Genomic DNA, 15,439 nt, shown 5'->3' with positions numbered 1-15,439 from the left:
ACCATGTTCGATATCTCGATGCAGGCGCTGGCGGCCCAGCTGCTGGTCGGCCTGATCAACGGCTGCTTCTACGCCATGCTGAGCATGGGCCTGGCCATCATCTTCGGGCTGCTCAACATCATCAACTTCGCGCATGGCGCGCAGTTCATGGTGGCGGCGTTCCTGGCGTGGATCGGGTTCACGCAGCTGCCGCTGCTGCTCGGCCCCACGTTCCAGATCAACTTCTGGGCGGCGCTGGTGCTGGCGCCCGTCATCGTCGGCGGGCTGGGCGTGCTGCTGGAGAAGACGCTGCTCAAGCGCCTGTACCACCTGGACCATCTCTATGGGCTGCTGCTGACCTTCGGCGTGGCGCTGGTGCTCGAAGGCTTGTTCCGGCATTTCTACGGCATCTCCGGCGTGAGCTACGACCCGCCGCCGTTGCTGCAGGGCGGTGTCGACCTGGGCTTCATGTTCCTGCCGGTGTACCGGGCCTTCGTGGTCGTCGCGGCGATCCTGATCTGCCTGGTGACCTGGTACCTCTTCGAGAAGACCAAGCTCGGCGCGCTGCTGCGCGCGGGCACCGAGAATCCGAAGCTGCTGCAGGCGTTCGGCGTGAACATCCCGCTGATGATCACGCTCACCTACGGCTTCGGCGTGGGGCTGGCGGGGCTGGCCGGCGTCATGGCCACGCCCATCATGCAGGTCAATCCACTGATGGGAGCCAACCTGCTCAACATCGTCTTCGCGGTGGTCGTGATCGGCGGCCTCGGCTCCATCGCGGGCGCCGTGGTCAGCGGGCTCGCGCTGGGCATTCTCGAAGGCCTGACCAAGGTGTTCTATCCCGAGGCCTCGACCGTGGTGGTCTTCGTGATCATGGCCATCGTCCTGCTGACCCGTCCCGCTGGCCTGTTCGGCAAGGAGAAATAAGAACATGAAGTCGATTCCGATGCCCATCCGCATCCTGCTAGTGCTGCTGGTTCCCGCGCTGCTGGTGCCGGCCTTTCCGGAAATTGCGTACCCGGTCTTCGTGATGAAGGTGCTTTGCTATGCGCTCTTTGCGCTGGCCTTCAACCTGCTGATCGGCTTCACCGGCCTCGTGTCCTTCGGGCACGCCGCCTTCTTCGGCTGGGCCGGCTACACCACGGGCATTCTGATGATCCGGTTCTCGGCCAGCGGCTTTCCAGTCGAGCTGGCCATCCTGGCCGGCGTGGCCGTCGCCGTCGCCATCGGGTGGCTGATCGGCACGCTGGCGATTCGCCGCACCGGCATCTACTTCGCGATGATCACGCTCGCGCTGTCGCAGGTGGCCTACTTTCTCGCGGTGCAGATTCCGTGGACCGGCGGAGAAGACGGCATGCAGGGCATTCCGCGCGGGCACCTGCTGGGGCTGGTGGACCTGTCGGACGACAACCACATGTACTACTTCACGCTGGCCGTGTTCGTGGCCGGTTTTCTCGCCACCCACCGCATCGTGCATTCGCCGTTCGGGCAGGCGCTGAAGGCGCTGCGCGACAACGAGCCGCGTGCCGTGTCGCTGGGCTACGCCACCGACCGCTGCAAGCTCTATGCGTTCATGCTGTCCGCCGGGCTGGCGGGGCTTGCAGGTTCGCTCAAGGCACTGGTGCTGCAACTGTCGGCGCTCAACGACGTGATGCTCAGCACATCGACGGAGGTGCTGCTGATGACGCTGCTCGGCGGCCTGGGCACGAGCTGGGGCCCGGTGGTCGGCGCGACGCTGGTGGTCAGCCTGCAGAACCACCTGGCGGCGCTCGGCGGCGTGGTCACGATCGTGATCGGCATGACCTTCATCCTGTGCGTGTCGTTCTTCCGGCGCGGGCTGGTGGGAGAGTGGCAGGCATTGCTGGAGCGCCGGAAAGAGAAATCGCAGAAGCGGTGACGCCGTCCGGCGGCCCCGCCGCCTTCAACCCGCGCCAGTGTTGGCTCCCTTCAGCCCGGCTTAAGGTTGCGTGGCGATACTCGAGCGGACGGTCTTCAGGCGTTGGTAGAGGTCGCTTCGGCACCCGCTCACAAGAGTGGTTCCTCGAGGCCGGAGGTCGTCACAAATTTCCCCTGTCACGGGGGCTGCGGGCACGGGGCCGCAGCCCCCGCATCTGAAGAAGATCGCCTCGTGGCTCAGGCCCGGGCGCGCGCCGTCTCACCGATCCACACCGGCTCGTTCGACGTGTCCGGGAAGCCGGAGGCATTCATGCCAGGGTGGCCGTTCATGTCGTCGCGGTGGTGCGCGTGCGCATCGTCGTCGCCCAATGATGTGGTCGGCAGATGGCGCAACTCGTAGCCCCGCCCGTACACCGAATGCAGGTCGAACCCGCTCTCCTTGTGCAGCGAGAGCTTGCGACGGATGTTGGCCACGCAGCAGTCGAGCACGCGGCTCTTTCTTTCGATCCTGGCGTCCACCCACAGCGAGGCCAGCAGCCAGTCGCGTTCCAGCAGCCGTCCGGCATTGCGGAACAGCAACAACGCCAGTTCGAATTCGCGGGGCTTCAGGCGGATCTCCGTGCCCTTGTGGATCACCACGCGCCGGCTGCCCAGGAACTGGTAGTCGCCGAAGAACGCACTCACCGACTGGGGATGCAGCAGCGTCTCGTTGCGCCGCAGCGATTCGCGCACGCGCAGTTCCAGCTCGAAGTCGTCGATGGGCAGCACCGCAAAGTCGATGTTCGCGCCCGGCGAATCATTGCCTGCCGCCGAAAGCACCTCGATCAGCAGTTCCCGTTGCGAGGCGCTTGCCACCAGGCAGATCGGAATGCGCAGCGCCTTGCACATGGCCGTCAGGATCGGCCATGCGCCTTCGTCCTTCAGCATGATCAGGAGCAGGCCGAACTGGCTGCCGCCGGTCACGGCCAGCAGAAAGTCGGCGCTGGTGTCGAACGAGGCCGGCTCGCAGCCCATCAGGCGCAGCCTGTTGCCCCAGGTGGCCTGCTGGGCTTCGTCGCAACCCACCAGCGCGATCTGGCGCGAACCCTGGGAGGCCGTCATGACTGCGACCCGCCCGGCATGGCCACGTCGTTCAGGGGCATTGGCTTCGGAAGAGGATTCTTCATATCGATGGCATCCATGCGGTTGTGGTGGAAGGAGGCGCGGCGGGGCGCCGAGTGAAACGAAGGCACGGCAGGCAATGGGTCAGTGATCGCCGGCGCGCGGCAGCTTCCAGCCGATGCCGGCATTCAGGCCCCAGTCGCTGCCGGAGGTGGCGACGGCCATGCCCCAGGCCATCCGGCCGTCGTCGGACAGGGCCTTGAAGCCGAGGCTGGCCGAGGCGTAACTCCTGTAGGTGCCCATGGCCAGGCCGATGGACTTTTCTCCGGGGTAGAGCGTCGGCGCGTAGGCGCCCGACAGCGCCACGGCCATGGCCGTGCCGGAGTAGGCGATGCGGGCCACCTCGCGGCCCTCGGCACGCACCTGGTTCAATTGGCCGAGGTTGACCGCATCGCCGGGCAGCACGCCCGGTGCCAGCTCGAAGGCGCTGGCGCTGGCATGCACGGTCACAGCGGCGAGCGAAAGAACAACCAGCACGCCAGCCCACGCGAGGCGCGCGCACGACGCGGGCTGCCTGCCCTTGCCGTCGCCTGTCGCGCTTTCGCTGTGTGGAGTGACCATGTCCGTTGACTGAAGAAATGCGGTGAACCCGCTGGCAGCGTGACGCGGGGCAATCAGCCCGCGGCAAGCCGGGTGCCGGCGCCCGCCTGCGTCTTGCGAACGCCGTCGGGCCCGTAGAAAAGCTGGGCGCTGGCTTGAAGGAAGTGCAGCGCCTGCTGCGTGAAATCGAGATGCGCATAGACCATCGAGCCGTTGCGCATGTTGTGGCTGCGTGCCTCCACGGCGAACGCCAGCAATGCGGCCCATGCCTCCTGCATGGGCGCGCCGCCGGCGGCCGCCGCGGCATCCGCGCCGGCACGGCCGGGCTCGAAGCCCAACGCTGCCTGCAGGGCTTCGCGCTGCTGGTCGAGTTCGGCCATGCGGTCCAGCAGTTGGGTCTTCTGGCCGGCAATGGCAGCCAGATCGGTGAAGACGCCGCCCGACATCGCCTCGGCTTCCCGGCCCAGCACGCCGAGAAATTCCTCGATGCAGGACGCCTCTGTGCGCAGGTGGGCCAGCAATGTGTTCATTCCCTGCCCTTCGGATCGAGCAGGTCGCGCACGCTGGCCAGCAGGCCGTCGGCGATGCGCTCGGGGCGGATCTCGTAGCGGCCGGCGCGAATGTCCTCGCGGATCGCCGCCACGCGCGCTGCGTTGAAATCGCTGCCGCCCACGGCGGCAGGCATCGAATGAACGTGCGCGGAGGCCTGCGCCGCCTCTTTCGGGCGCTCGACGGCTTCGGTGCCGGTCGCGGGCGCAGCCACGCCGGTTGCGGGCGTTCGATGGAGGGGCGTCGGCGAAGGGGCGGGTGGATCGATTTTCAAGGTGATTCCTCAGGGGCTGACCCGTATATCGGCAGCTTGGGCAAGAACTTTAGGCATTGCGTGCACGAAGCTTGCGGCGGGCGGCGATGGCCTATTGCGTCAGCTGGATCTGTCCTTCTTCGTCGGCCACACCGCTGATCAGCCGCCCGTCCAGGGTCTTGGCCTGCACGATGGCGCCGACCTTCGCGCCGGTCATGGCCTTGCCCTCGGTGCTGACGACGAAACCCTGCCCCTGGGCCACTACCTTCACGGCCTGCCCCTGCTGGATGACGGTGACGCCGCGCACCAGCTCCTTGCGGATCGGCGCGCCGGGCGCGATGCGGTTGGCGCTCACTACGCCGACCAACTCGGCGGCGCTGGTGATCACCGAGCGCGGCAGCCGCGACAGGTCGCCGGTGCGTTCGGTGACATCGCCCGCGCCCAGCGGCCGGCCGGTGTCGATCGCGCGCGTGGCAACGAAGTAGCTGCCTTCGACGGACACACGGGCCTGCACGAAACGCGTCCAGGGTCGCTCCGTCTGGCAGCGCACGCCCACCGAGATCCGGCCCCACGGCGTGACGCCCGGCGGCAGAAAAACCTCGGGCGCTTCGCATTCGGGCAGCGTGGCGGTGCCGCGCCCTTCCAGGCTGATCGTGACCTTGCCCGGCAGGCCGGCGCTTTGCATCTGCAGGTACTTCTCGATGGCCACCGTGGCGGCATCAGGTGCCGGTGCGGCCGCGAAAACGCAGGCCGAACCCATGGCCGCCATCAGTGTCATCGACACGATGCGCGGCAGGCGGGTGCGGGGCAGAAAGTGGTTCATCTGGCGAGAGGAGGGCGTGCGAAAAATGCGGTGCGCCAGACCAGGAACACACAGTCCGGCGCCGTGCAATTCTAGAAATTCGGGCCCCAGGCGAAGTCGCGAGCAGCAGGCGAAAACCCCCTTTGTTCGGGCGATTGCAAACGCGCCGCATGCATAGACTCGCTTTCCATCGGTTGCCGCGCCCCGCGCATTGGCGACGACTCAAGAGATGGAAAACAGATGATCGACAAGCTGGATGCGGCGCTTCGCTTCAACCGCGAAGCCCTCAACCTCCGGGCAGAACGCCAGGAGGTGCTCGCGGCCAATATCGCCCATGCCGACACGCCCAACTACAAGGCGCGCGACTTCGACTTCAGCAGCCGGCTGAACGAAGCCGTCGAGCGCGGCCGTTCGTCGCAGTCGGTGTCGCTGGCCACCACCTCGTCGCGCCACCTGGCCGGCCAGGCGCAGGCCGCGTCCGACAAGGACCTGCTGTACCGCACGCCCCACCAGTCCAGCATCGACGGCAACACCGTCGAGATGGATGTCGAGCGCGTGGCCTTCGCCGACAACGCGCTGCGCTACGAGTCCAACCTCACCATCATCAACGCCAAGATCAAGTCGTTGCTGTCGGCGGTTCAGCAGTAAACCGCCACAGACAGCACGGAGCACCACGCATGCCCATCGCCAGCAATTCCATGAACATCTTCAACGTGGCGGGCTCCGCCATGACCGCGCAATCGCAGCGCATGAACGTCACCGCCAGCAACCTGGCCAACGCCGAGAGCGTGGCCGGCCCCGACGGCATGCCCTACCGCGCCAAGCAGGTGGTGTTCGAGGTGGCCTCCTCCGGCAACCAGGACATCGGTGGCGTCAGGGTGGCCGGGGTCATCGACGACCCGTCGCCCGCCAGGCTGGTGTTCGACCCCAAGAGCCCGCATGCCAATGCCCAGGGCTATGTGTCGATGCCCAACGTCAACGTGGTCGAGGAAATGACCAACATGATCTCGGCCTCGCGCAGCTACCAGGCCAACGTGGAAGTGCTCAACACCGCCAAGACGCTGATGGTCAAGACGCTGACGCTCGGCCAGTAAATCCATCTTCAGAAAAACCCGGACACGCCATGGCCATCTCAGACACCTCTTCCATCAGCGGGCAGAACGCTTCCACCGCGACGAACAGCAACAACGTCGCGAACGCGGACAGCGAGCAGCGCTTTCTCAAGCTGCTGGTCACGCAGCTCAACAACCAGGACCCGCTCAACCCGATGCAGAACGCCGAACTCACCTCGCAGCTTGCGCAGATGAGCACGGTGAGCGGCATCGAGAAGCTCAACACCACGCTGGCCGGCCTGGTGAACCAGACCGGTTCCAACCAGGTGCTGCAGGCCGCCTCGCTGATTGGCTACAACGTGCTGTCGCCGGGCGACGTGCTCACCACGAAGAAGCCCGAAGAGGGCAAGGAAACGGCCACCCAGGCCTTTGCAGTGCAACTGCCGGGCACGGCCGCGGACGTCGAGATCAAGATCGTCGATGCCACCGGCAAGGTGGTGCGCACCATCGACGCCGGCGCCATGAAGGAAGGCGTCAACGCCGTCACCTGGGACGGCAAGGACGACGCCGGCGCCGTGGTGCCCGTGGGCGCCTACCGCTTCACGGTCGACGCCAACAACGGCGGCGTGGCTGTGAAGGCCACCGCGCTGACTTTCTCGCAAGTGGCCGCCGTCAAGCAGGGCACCGGTGGCGTCACGCTCGAGCTGGCCTCGGGCGCCAGCATCGGCCTGGCCGACGTGCGCCTGTTCCTCTGAATCTCCGAAACGTCCTGCGCGCAAGCGGCTTTTGCAGCCGTCGCGCGGCAGGTCTTTTTTCCATCGCATCGAACGCATTGAAGTAAGGATCCATCATGAGTTTTTCCCAGGGCATCAGCGGTCTCGGCGTGGCCGCGGCAAACCTCGACGTCATCGGCAACAACATTGCCAACTCCGGCACGGTGGGCTTCAAGTCCGCCGCCGCGACCTTCCAGGACGTGTACGCCGGCTCGCGCGTCGGCCTGGGCGCCTCGGTGTCGGGCGTGACGCAGAACTTCACGCAGGGTGTGACGCAATCGAGCAGCCGCCCCCTGGACGTGGCCATCCTGAACGGCGACGGCTTCTTTCGTCTGAGCAGCCCCAGCGGTGAGGTCATGTACTCGCGCAACGGCCAGTTCACGCGCGACAAGGACGGCTACATCGTCAACGCCTCGGGCCTGCGCCTGACGGGTTACGGCGTCAACGCCAGCGGCGGCATCAACGGCGGCACGCCGTCGCCGATCCAGGTGCAAAGCGCATCCATGACGCCCAACCCGACCGGCAACGTCAACGCCGTGTTCAACCTCGACGCGCGCAGCACGGTGCCCGCCAAGACGCCTTTCGCGGCCGGCGACTCCGCCACCTTCAACTACTCGAACGCCATCGGCCCGGTCTACGACTCGCTGGGCAATCCGCACGACGTGGCCGTCTACTTCGTGAAGACCGCGGCCAACACCTGGAACGTGTACGGCACTTCCGACGGCGCGCCGCTCGCCGCCGGCGCGCCCCTGCTCACCGGCATGACCTTCGACACCAAGGGCGTGATGACCGCACCGGCGGGCGGCTCGCTGAACATCGGCCCCATCAACTTCGCCAACGGCTCCGCGCCGCTGAGCGCCAAGGTCGACCTGACGGGAACCACCCAGTTCGGCGCCACCAACGGCATGACCAAGCTGAGCCAGGACGGCTACAAGTCCGGCGAGCTGACCTCGTTCTCGATCAACCCCGACGGCACCATCACCGGCAAGTTCTCCAACGAACAGACCAAGCTGATGGGGCAGATCGTGCTGTCGTCCTTCGCCAACCCCAACGGCCTGGAGCCCAAGGGCAACAACGTGTGGGCCGAGACGCTGGCCTCGGGCAACGCGCTCACCGGCACGCCGGGCGAGGGCACCAAGATGGGCTCGCTGGCTTCCGGCGCGCTGGAGTCGTCCAACGTCGACCTGACCTCCGAACTGGTCAACCTGATCGTCGCGCAGCGCAACTACCAGGCCAATGCGCAGACCGTGAAGACGCAGGACCAGGTCATGCAGACGCTGATGAACATCCGCTGACGCGGCCACCCCGCACGACTGAAAAAATCAGGAGCACCCAGTGGATCGAATGTTGTATGTCGCCATGAGCGGCGCCAAGCAGGCCATGGAACAGCAGGCCTCGGTCGCCAACAACATGGCGAACGTCTCGACGCCGGGCTTCCGCGCGCAGATTGCCAACTTCCGCGCGGTGCCTGTGGTGGGCGCAGAAGCGCAGACCCGCGCCTTCGTGGCCGCCACCACGCCCGGCGCCGACTTCACCCACGGCCCGCTCACCGAGACCGGCCGCTCGCTCGACGTTGCTGTGAGCGGCGCTGGCTGGCTGGTGGTGCAGACCCCCGACGGCGGCGAGGCCTACACCCGCGTGGGCAACCTGCAGATCGGCGCCGACGGCCAGCTCACGACCATGGGCGGACGCCAGGTGGTGGGCGACAACGGCGCGCTGACCGTGCCGCCGGGCTCCACCGTGGTCATTGCCTCCAACGGCCTGGTCGCATCGCGCGACGCCGCCTCGGGCACGCTCACCGGCATTGCCGAAGTCGGCCGCCTGAAGCTGGTCAACCCGCCCACCGCTGATCTGGTGCGCGGCGACGACGGACTGTTCCGCATGCGCGAAGGCCAGCCGCCCGCCGAGGCCGACGAGGCCGTCACGCTGGTCACCGGCGTGGTCGAGGGCAGCAACGTCAATCCGGTCGAGGCCATGGTGGCCATGATCGCCAACGCGCGCAGCTTCGAGATGCAGATGAAGTCGCTGCAGACCGCCGACACCAACGCGCAGTCGGCCAACAAGCTGCTGTCGTACGGCTGATCCGCAGCCCACCCGGCCACACACGCCGCAACACACCCGCAGGACTCCTCAAGAAATGATTCGCTCCCTCTACATCGCCAAGACCGGCCTGGACGCCCAGCAGACCCAGCTCGACGTCGTGTCCAACAACCTGGCCAACGTCGGCACCACGGGCTTCAAGCGCAGCCGCGCCGTGTTCGAAGACCTGGTCTATCAGAACCTGCGCCAGGTCGGCGGCCAAAGCTCCGACCAGACCCGCCTGCCTTCGGGCCTGCAGGTCGGCACCGGCGTGCACGTGGTCGCTACCGAGCGCATCCACTCGCAGGGCAACCTCACCAAGACCGACAAGCCGACCGACGTGGCCATCAGCGGCAGCGGTTTCTTCCAGGTGCTGATGCCCGACGGCACCACCTCGTACACGCGCGACGGCTCGTTCCAGAAAGACCGCGACGGCCAGCTCGTGACCGCCAGCGGCTTCCCGGTGCAGCCGGCCATCACCATTCCCGCCAACGCTTCCAGCATCACGGTGGGCCGCGACGGCATCGTGTCGGTGGTGCAGGCCGGCAGCACGAACACCGTGCAGATCGGCCAGCTTCAACTGGCGACCTTCGTCAACCCGACCGGCCTGGAAAGCAAGGGCGAGAACCTGTATGCCGAGACCGATGCATCGGGCGCACCCAACCAGGTGAACCCCGGCGTCGACGGTGCCGGCGTGCTGAGCCAGGGCTACGTGGAAGCATCGAACGTCAATGTGGTGGAAGAGCTGGTGAACATGATCGCCACCCAGCGCTCGTACGAAATCAACAGCAAGGCCGTGCAGACCTCCGACCAGATGCTGCAGCGCCTGGCCCAGCTGTGATGCAGGGTGCGCGCTTTCTTCGTCGTGGCGTCTTCCTGCGGGCGCTGCTGCTGGTGCTTGCCACTGTGCTGGCCGCGGGCTGCGCGCAGGTGCCGCGCGAACCGCTGGTGCACCAGCCGATGACTGCGCGCGCCGATGCCTATGCCGCCGTGCAGTCGCGCCGCGCGCCGGGCGCGATCTTCCAGGACGGACCCGGCGCCAACGCGCTGTTCGAGGACCGCCGTCCGCGCAACGTGGGCGACATCCTCACGATTCTCATCAGCGAGAAGGTCAACGCGACCAAGAATTCCGGTGCCAATGCGAGCCGCAGCGGTGGCACCACTGGCGTGTTCGCCGGCATTCCGAAGTTGATCGGCGGCCTGCTCGACGGGCAGGACACCAAGCTGTCGGGCACCAACACGCTCAACGCCAAGGGCGGCGCCAATGCCAACAACACCTTCAACGGCGTGATCACGGTCACGGTGACGGACGTGATGAGCAACGGCAACCTGCTGGTGAGCGGCGAAAAGCAGATGGGCATCAACCAGGGCACGGAGTACATCCGCTTCTCGGGCGTGGTGAACCCGCGCACCGTGTCGGGCAACAACACCGTGCCTTCCACGCTGGTGGCCGATGCGCGCATCGAGTACTCGGCCAAGGGCTACATCGACGAGGCGCAGACCATGGGATGGATGCAGCGCATCTTCTTGAACGTGATGCCATTCTGAATATGACTTACCCCCAGGCTTCGCGCCCGGCAAAGCCGGTTCCGCTGCATCTCAAGAATTTTTCGGCCCGCTTGCGCATCGCTGCGCTTTGCGCGCTCGTGTTTTGCGTGCCCGTGCATGCAGAGCGGCTCAAGGAGCTGGCGAACATCCAGGGCGTGCGCGACAACCCGCTCATCGGCTACGGGCTGATGGTCGGGCTGGACGGCACGGGCGACCAGACCATGCAGACGCCGTTCACCACGCAGAGCCTGAACAACATGCTGCAGCAACTGGGAATCACGATTCCGCAGGGCGTGAACATGCAGTTGAAGAACGTGGCGGCCGTCATGGTGACGGCCACGCTGCCTTCGTTCGCGCGGCCGGGGCAGAACATCGACGTGACGGTGTCGTCCATGGGCAATGCCAAGAGCCTGCGCGGCGGCACGCTGCTGATGACGCCGCTGAAGGGCGTCGATGGCGCGACCTACGCGGTGGCGCAGGGCAACATGGTGGTGGGCGGCGCGGGCGCCGCCGCCAATGGCAGCAAGGTGCAGATCAACCAGCTCAGCTCGGGGCGCATTCCCGCCGGGGCGCTGGTCGAGCGCACGGTCGAGGCGCCGGTGGGGGGCGAAGGCACCTTCACGATCGAACTGAACCGTTCCGACTTCGGCACCGCGCAGCGCGCGATGGATGCGATCAACCGGCAGTTCGGCCCCGGCACGGCCGAGGCCATGGACGCCCGCGTGATCCGCGTGCAGGCCCCCGAGCCGCAGCGGCGCGTGGGCTTTCTCGCGCAACTGCAAGACCTCGAAGTCACGCCGACGCAGGCCGGCGCGCGCGTCGTGGTCAATGCGCGCACGGGCTCGGTCGTCATGAACCAGGCAGTGCGCGTGAAAGATTGCGCCATTGCGCACGGCAACCTGTCGGTGGTCATCAACACCGAGCCGGTGATCAGCCAGCCGGGCGCGCTTTCGGGCGGCAGCACGGTGGTGGCGCAGACCTCGCAGATCTCGGTCAATCAGGGCGGCGGCGCCATCCAGATGGTGCGCGGCGGTGCGTCGCTCTCCGATGTGGTCAAGGGCCTGAACAGCCTGGGTGCGAATCCGCAAGACCTGGTGTCGATCCTGCAGGCCATGAAGTCGGCCGGTGCGCTGAGCGCCGAGCTGGAGATCATCTGAGGCCGCATCCATGACCATCTCTCCCAACAGCGCGTGGACCGGCGCCGACGCGGCCAGCCGCAGCGGCGCGCTCGACCAGCGTTTTGCGCTCGACGTGCAGGGCGTCGATGCCCTGCGGCGCACCGTGCGCAGCTCGCCCGAAGAGGGCCTGCAGCAGGTCTCGCGCCAGTTCGAGGCCCTGTTCATGAACATGGTGCTCAAGAGCATGCGCGAGGCCACGCCTTCGAGCGGCATGCTCGACAGCCAGGACCAGAAGGTCTACCTGTCGATGTTCGACCAGCAGCTCACGCAGAACCTTTCGGGGCGCGGCGTGGGGTTGGCCGAGGCGATGCTCGCGCAACTGCGCCGCACCATGCCGTCGGGCCCGCCCGATGCCGAGGCCGACGCCCAGATCGGCATCAAACCGATGTCGCTGGAGCCGCGCGGCGGCCTGCCGTTTGCGCCGAATGCGGGCATTCCCATCGGCTCGGCGCCCAGCGCCCGCGTGTCGACCGCCGCCGACCTGGGTGTCTACCAGATCAACAGCAACGACCGCCGTGCACCGGCCGCGAATGCATCGCTGCAGGGGCAGGTCGATGAGTTCGTGGGCCGCATGGGCGCCTCGGCGCAAGTGGCCAGTGCCGCGAGCGGCGTGCCCGCGCCGCTGATCCTGGCGCAGGCTGCGCTCGAATCCGGCTGGGGCAAGCGCGAGATTCGCGCCGACGACGGCACGCAGAGCTTCAACCTGTTCGGCATCAAGGCCGACCGAAGCTGGAAGGGCCCCACGGTCGAGACCACCACCACCGAGTACGTCGACGGCGAGCCACAGAAGGTGCGCGCCAAGTTCAGGGCCTACGCCTCGTACGACGAAGCCTTCACCGACTACGCACGCTTCATCACCCGCAACCCGCGCTACGCGAACGTGCTGGCAACCAGCGACCCGACCGAGGCCGCGCACGGCCTGCAGCGCGCGGGCTACGCCACCGATCCACGGTACGGCGAGAAGCTGGTTCGCATCATGCAGAAGTTCGGCTGAGCTGCCCGCGGCCCGGCCTTTCATTCGCAGGTTCATTCGTACGCATGCGCGCGGCGGGACACACCACGCAAAGGAACACCATGGCAGAGATTGCAGGCATCCAGAGACAGCAAGTGCAGCAGCACGCATCGCAAGGCAGCGCCGCCAACGGCCCCAAGCTGGAGGTTGTGACCTTCAAGCTGGGCGAAGAGGAATACGGCATCGACATCCAGAAGGTGCAGGAGCTGCGCGGCTACGACGCGGTGACGCGCATCGCGAACGCGCCGGAGTACATCAAGGGCGTGGTGAACCTGCGCGGGATCATCGTGCCGATCATCGACATGCGCATCAAGTTCGCGCTGGGCGATCCGACCTATGACCAGTTCACGGTGGTGATCGTGCTGAACATCGGTGGCCGCGTGGTGGGGATGGTGGTGGACAGCGTGTCGGACGTGATCACGCTGACGGCCGAGCAGATCAAGCCGGCACCCGAGATGGGTTCGGTGCTGGACACGGACTACCTGATCGGTCTGGGCACGCTGGACGAGCGGATGCTGATCCTGGTGGACATCGACCGGCTGATGTCCAGCGACGAGATGGGGCTCATCGAAAAGATCGCCGCCTGACAAGGTGCGAATAAACCTACTGCGCGCCCCGATCTCGCACCTGCGGTCCTCACCGTACAGAGTACGGCTCCGGTCCTCGTGCAAGCTCGGCGCGCTCGCTACGGTTTCTTCACACCTTGTGAGCCCTCGAAGCGACACAACAACGGCAGAGGTTAGAGAGGAGACACGCAGATGAAGAATTGGACGATAGGAATGCGCCTGGGTGCCGGCTTTGCGCTGGTGCTGGCGCTGCTGGTGGCCACGGCGGGCGTCGGCGTGCTGCGCCTGCAGGGCGTGGGCGAGGCCACGCAGGAGATGGCCCAGCGCTCGCTGGTGAAGGAGCGCCTGGCTTCGGCCTGGCAACTGGGCACCAGCACCAACAGCGTACGCACCTTCTCATTGCTCAAGAGCAACGACGCCGAGGTGCAGGCCTACCTGCAGAAGAACATCGCCAGCACCAGCGCCGTGATCTCCGAGACGCAGAAGAAGCTCGAAGACATGCTGAGTTCGCCGGCCGAACTGGCGCTGAGCGCCGGCATCAAGAAAAAGCGCGGCGACTATGTCGAGCTGCGCAACCAGATCCTCAAGCTCAAGGCCGACGGCCATCTGGACGAGGCCGCGAAGCTCACCGACACCCGGCTGCTGCCGGCGCTCGACGGCTACGACGCGAGCATCCGCGCCATGGTGGCTCACCAGCAGCAGGACATCGACAAGACGGCAGCCGCCATCGACGCGCAGTACCGTTCGGGCCGTGTGTACCTGATCGCGCTGGCTGTGTTCTCCGTCGCGCTGGGCTCGGTGCTCGCGTGGCTGCTGACGCAAAGCATCACGCAGCCGATTGCCGAGGCGCTGTTGATCGCCGAGACGGTGGCCGCTGGCGACCTGAGCCAGGAGTTCGAGACCGAACGCGGCGGCGACTTCGGCCGGCTGCTGCGCGGCATGGGCGAGATGGAAGACACGCTCACCGACCTCGTGACCCGCATCAAGGCCTCCACCGACTCGATCGCGGTGGCATCGCGGCAAATCGCGGCGGGTAATCAGGACCTGTCGTCGCGCACCGAGCAGCAGGCCAGCTCGCTGGAGCAGACGGCTGCTTCGATGGAAGAACTCACCAGCACCGTCAAGCAGAACGCGGACAACGCGCGGCAGGCCAACCAGTTGGCCGTGTCGGCATCGGCCGTGGCGGTGAAGGGCGGCAGCGTGGTGTCGCAGGTGGTGGGCACCATGGGCTCGATCAATGACTCGTCGAGAAAGATCGTGGACATCATCGGCGTGATCGACGGCATCGCCTTTCAGACCAACATCCTTGCGTTGAATGCGGCCGTGGAAGCGGCGCGCGCGGGTGAGCAGGGCAAGGGCTTTGCGGTGGTGGCATCCGAAGTGCGCAGCCTGGCGCAACGCTCGGCAGCCGCCGCCAAGGAAATCAAGACGCTGATCGGCGACTCGGTAGAGAAGGTCGCAGAGGGCAGCAAGCAAGTCGCAGAAGCTGGCCGCACGATGGAAGAGATCGTGGGCAGCGTCAAACGCGTGACGGACATCATGGGCGAGATCACCGCAGCGAGCCAGGAACAGACCTCCGGCATCGAGCAGATCAACCAGGCCATCACGCAGATGGACCAGGCCACGCAACAGAACGCGGCCTTGGTCGAAGAGGCGTCCGCCGCGGCGCAATCGTTGCAGGAGCAGGCCGACAGCCTCGTGCAGGCCGTCAGCACCTTCAAGCTCGATGCCGACGAAGCCCTGGCGGCCTGAAGCACCCGTGTTGCGCTCCCGTCTCAATCCGAAGATTGCGCTTCGCCTGGCCATGGGCTTCGTTGCCTTGCTTCTGCTGCTGGCGGCGGCGCTCGGCCTGGGCTTCCATGCCGGTGCGGGCTGCGCCTGGGCACGCCAGGTGGTGCTGTTCCTGGCCGGTGCCGCATTGCTTGGCGGCATCGCCATCGCGTGGTTCGTCACGCGTTCGATCAGCCGGTCCTCCGACGACGCGGTGAAGGTCGCGCAGCGGCTGGACCGGGTCTTTCAACATGTCAACGCCAAAGATTCCTGAAAGCGCC

At 66.5% G+C, this 15,439-nt stretch carries 19 protein-coding genes; 14 read left to right on the top strand and 5 right to left on the bottom strand.

Features of this window, described 5'->3' with window-relative positions; genetic code table 11:
* Positions 1 to 3 precede the first annotated feature (3 nt).
* Together H7F35_RS04145 and H7F35_RS04140 are read left to right on the top strand one after the other, a co-directional pair.
* The gene (locus H7F35_RS04145; RefSeq protein WP_187111704.1) at positions 4 to 906 is read left to right on the top strand and encodes a branched-chain amino acid ABC transporter permease; all 903 of its coding nucleotides are present in this window, start codon (positions 4 to 6) and stop codon (positions 904 to 906) included.
* 4 nt (positions 907 to 910) lie between these two features.
* Positions 911 to 1,876: a branched-chain amino acid ABC transporter permease gene (locus H7F35_RS04140; protein WP_187111703.1), complete on the top strand. Its 966-nt coding sequence runs from the start codon at positions 911 to 913 to the stop codon at positions 1,874 to 1,876.
* 236 nt (positions 1,877 to 2,112) lie between these two features.
* Here H7F35_RS04140 and H7F35_RS04135 read toward each other — a convergent pair whose 3' ends face one another.
* The 5 genes from H7F35_RS04135 to flgA form a co-directional block, all read right to left on the bottom strand.
* The gene (locus tag H7F35_RS04135; protein ID WP_187111702.1) at positions 2,113 to 2,976 is read right to left on the bottom strand and encodes a response regulator transcription factor; all 864 of its coding nucleotides are present in this window, start codon (positions 2,974 to 2,976) and stop codon (positions 2,113 to 2,115) included.
* Positions 2,977 to 3,120: 144 nt separating this feature from the next.
* The gene (locus H7F35_RS04130; protein ID WP_187111701.1) at positions 3,121 to 3,597 is read right to left on the bottom strand and encodes a YadA-like family protein; all 477 of its coding nucleotides are present in this window, start codon (positions 3,595 to 3,597) and stop codon (positions 3,121 to 3,123) included.
* A gap of 53 nt (positions 3,598 to 3,650) precedes the next feature.
* Positions 3,651 to 4,106, bottom strand: a complete 456-nt coding sequence (locus H7F35_RS04125) for a flagella synthesis protein FlgN (protein WP_187111700.1) — start codon at positions 4,104 to 4,106, stop codon at positions 3,651 to 3,653.
* Complete coding sequence (gene flgM, locus H7F35_RS04120) at positions 4,103 to 4,399, bottom strand: flagellar biosynthesis anti-sigma factor FlgM (protein ID WP_187111699.1); 297 nt, start codon at positions 4,397 to 4,399, stop codon at positions 4,103 to 4,105. Before flgM ends, H7F35_RS04125 begins: the two co-directional genes overlap by 4 nt.
* A gap of 91 nt (positions 4,400 to 4,490) precedes the next feature.
* On the bottom strand, positions 4,491 to 5,201 hold the full coding sequence (gene flgA, locus H7F35_RS04115; RefSeq protein WP_187111698.1) for a flagellar basal body P-ring formation chaperone FlgA: 711 nt from the start codon (positions 5,199 to 5,201) through the stop codon (positions 4,491 to 4,493).
* A 219-nt stretch (positions 5,202 to 5,420) separates the two neighbouring features.
* On the opposite strand from flgA, the gene flgB reads away from it, so the two are divergent.
* The 12 genes from flgB (at position 5,421) to H7F35_RS04055 (ending at position 15,432) form a co-directional block, all read left to right on the top strand.
* Entirely contained in the window at positions 5,421 to 5,828 is a 408-nt protein-coding gene (gene flgB / locus H7F35_RS04110) for a flagellar basal body rod protein FlgB (protein ID WP_187111697.1), read from the top strand.
* A gap of 50 nt (positions 5,829 to 5,878) precedes the next feature.
* On the top strand, positions 5,879 to 6,274 hold the full coding sequence (flgC, locus tag H7F35_RS04105) for a flagellar basal body rod protein FlgC (RefSeq protein WP_410010810.1): 396 nt from the start codon (positions 5,879 to 5,881) through the stop codon (positions 6,272 to 6,274).
* A gap of 29 nt (positions 6,275 to 6,303) precedes the next feature.
* Complete coding sequence (locus H7F35_RS04100; protein WP_187111695.1) at positions 6,304 to 6,987, top strand: flagellar hook assembly protein FlgD; 684 nt, start codon at positions 6,304 to 6,306, stop codon at positions 6,985 to 6,987.
* Between the two features lie 95 nt (positions 6,988 to 7,082).
* Positions 7,083 to 8,300, top strand: a complete 1,218-nt coding sequence (gene flgE / locus H7F35_RS04095; RefSeq protein WP_187111694.1) for a flagellar hook protein FlgE — start codon at positions 7,083 to 7,085, stop codon at positions 8,298 to 8,300.
* 40 nt (positions 8,301 to 8,340) lie between these two features.
* Positions 8,341 to 9,087 (top strand): flagellar basal body rod protein FlgF, encoded by a 747-nt coding sequence (locus H7F35_RS04090; protein ID WP_187111693.1) that lies wholly within the window; start codon positions 8,341 to 8,343, stop codon positions 9,085 to 9,087.
* A gap of 55 nt (positions 9,088 to 9,142) precedes the next feature.
* Complete coding sequence (gene flgG / locus H7F35_RS04085; protein ID WP_187111692.1) at positions 9,143 to 9,925, top strand: flagellar basal-body rod protein FlgG; 783 nt, start codon at positions 9,143 to 9,145, stop codon at positions 9,923 to 9,925.
* Complete coding sequence (locus H7F35_RS04080; RefSeq protein WP_187111691.1) at positions 9,925 to 10,632, top strand: flagellar basal body L-ring protein FlgH; 708 nt, start codon at positions 9,925 to 9,927, stop codon at positions 10,630 to 10,632. The genes flgG and H7F35_RS04080 overlap by 1 nt, the downstream gene beginning before the upstream one ends.
* Positions 10,633 to 10,634: 2 nt before the next feature.
* Positions 10,635 to 11,789, top strand: a complete 1,155-nt coding sequence (locus H7F35_RS04075; RefSeq protein ID WP_261803521.1) for a flagellar basal body P-ring protein FlgI — start codon at positions 10,635 to 10,637, stop codon at positions 11,787 to 11,789.
* A gap of 10 nt (positions 11,790 to 11,799) precedes the next feature.
* Positions 11,800 to 12,804, top strand: coding sequence for a flagellar assembly peptidoglycan hydrolase FlgJ (flgJ, locus tag H7F35_RS04070; RefSeq protein WP_187111690.1), 1,005 nt, complete (start codon positions 11,800 to 11,802; stop codon positions 12,802 to 12,804).
* An 80-nt stretch (positions 12,805 to 12,884) separates the two neighbouring features.
* A complete protein-coding gene (locus H7F35_RS04065) occupies positions 12,885 to 13,409 on the top strand; it encodes a chemotaxis protein CheW (RefSeq protein ID WP_261803520.1) in 525 nt (174 codons plus the stop codon).
* A gap of 171 nt (positions 13,410 to 13,580) precedes the next feature.
* Positions 13,581 to 15,140 carry a methyl-accepting chemotaxis protein gene (locus tag H7F35_RS04060; protein WP_187111689.1) on the top strand — a complete coding sequence of 520 codons (1,560 nt, stop codon included), beginning with the start codon at positions 13,581 to 13,583 and terminating at the stop codon, positions 15,138 to 15,140.
* A 7-nt stretch (positions 15,141 to 15,147) separates the two neighbouring features.
* Positions 15,148 to 15,432, top strand: a complete 285-nt coding sequence (locus H7F35_RS04055; protein WP_261803519.1) for a hypothetical protein — start codon at positions 15,148 to 15,150, stop codon at positions 15,430 to 15,432.
* Positions 15,433 to 15,439: the final 7 nt, after the last annotated feature.

The sequence above is a fragment of the Variovorax sp. PAMC26660 genome, assembly GCF_014302995.1.
In the GTDB taxonomy this organism is placed as follows: Bacteria; Pseudomonadota; Gammaproteobacteria; order Burkholderiales; family Burkholderiaceae_C; genus Variovorax.
Note: the sequence above shows the minus strand (reverse complement) of the source record. Positions and strands in the feature narration are given on the sequence as shown.

Bases quoted from the DNA above. Each gene is read 5' to 3' on its own strand.
- H7F35_RS04135 (WP_187111702.1), bottom strand. From the start codon at position 2,976: ATGACGGCCTCCCAGGGTTCGCGCCAGATCGCGCTGGTGGGTTGCGAC.
- H7F35_RS04075 (WP_261803521.1), top strand. From the start codon at position 10,635: ATGACTTACCCCCAGGCTTCGCGCCCGGCAAAGCCGGTTCCGCTGCAT.
- flgB (WP_187111697.1), top strand. From the start codon at position 5,421: ATGATCGACAAGCTGGATGCGGCGCTTCGCTTCAACCGCGAAGCCCTC.
- H7F35_RS04130 (WP_187111701.1), bottom strand. From the start codon at position 3,597: ATGGTCACTCCACACAGCGAAAGCGCGACAGGCGACGGCAAGGGCAGG.
- H7F35_RS04125 (WP_187111700.1), bottom strand. From the start codon at position 4,106: ATGAACACATTGCTGGCCCACCTGCGCACAGAGGCGTCCTGCATCGAG.
- flgG (WP_187111692.1), top strand. From the start codon at position 9,143: ATGATTCGCTCCCTCTACATCGCCAAGACCGGCCTGGACGCCCAGCAG.
- H7F35_RS04060 (WP_187111689.1), top strand. From the start codon at position 13,581: ATGAAGAATTGGACGATAGGAATGCGCCTGGGTGCCGGCTTTGCGCTG.
- flgC (WP_410010810.1), top strand. From the start codon at position 5,879: ATGAACATCTTCAACGTGGCGGGCTCCGCCATGACCGCGCAATCGCAG.
- H7F35_RS04100 (WP_187111695.1), top strand. From the start codon at position 6,304: ATGGCCATCTCAGACACCTCTTCCATCAGCGGGCAGAACGCTTCCACC.
- flgE (WP_187111694.1), top strand. From the start codon at position 7,083: ATGAGTTTTTCCCAGGGCATCAGCGGTCTCGGCGTGGCCGCGGCAAAC.
- H7F35_RS04065 (WP_261803520.1), top strand. From the start codon at position 12,885: ATGGCAGAGATTGCAGGCATCCAGAGACAGCAAGTGCAGCAGCACGCA.
- H7F35_RS04080 (WP_187111691.1), top strand. From the start codon at position 9,925: ATGCAGGGTGCGCGCTTTCTTCGTCGTGGCGTCTTCCTGCGGGCGCTG.
- H7F35_RS04145 (WP_187111704.1), top strand. From the start codon at position 4: ATGTTCGATATCTCGATGCAGGCGCTGGCGGCCCAGCTGCTGGTCGGC.
- flgA (WP_187111698.1), bottom strand. From the start codon at position 5,201: ATGAACCACTTTCTGCCCCGCACCCGCCTGCCGCGCATCGTGTCGATG.
- H7F35_RS04140 (WP_187111703.1), top strand. From the start codon at position 911: ATGAAGTCGATTCCGATGCCCATCCGCATCCTGCTAGTGCTGCTGGTT.
- flgJ (WP_187111690.1), top strand. From the start codon at position 11,800: ATGACCATCTCTCCCAACAGCGCGTGGACCGGCGCCGACGCGGCCAGC.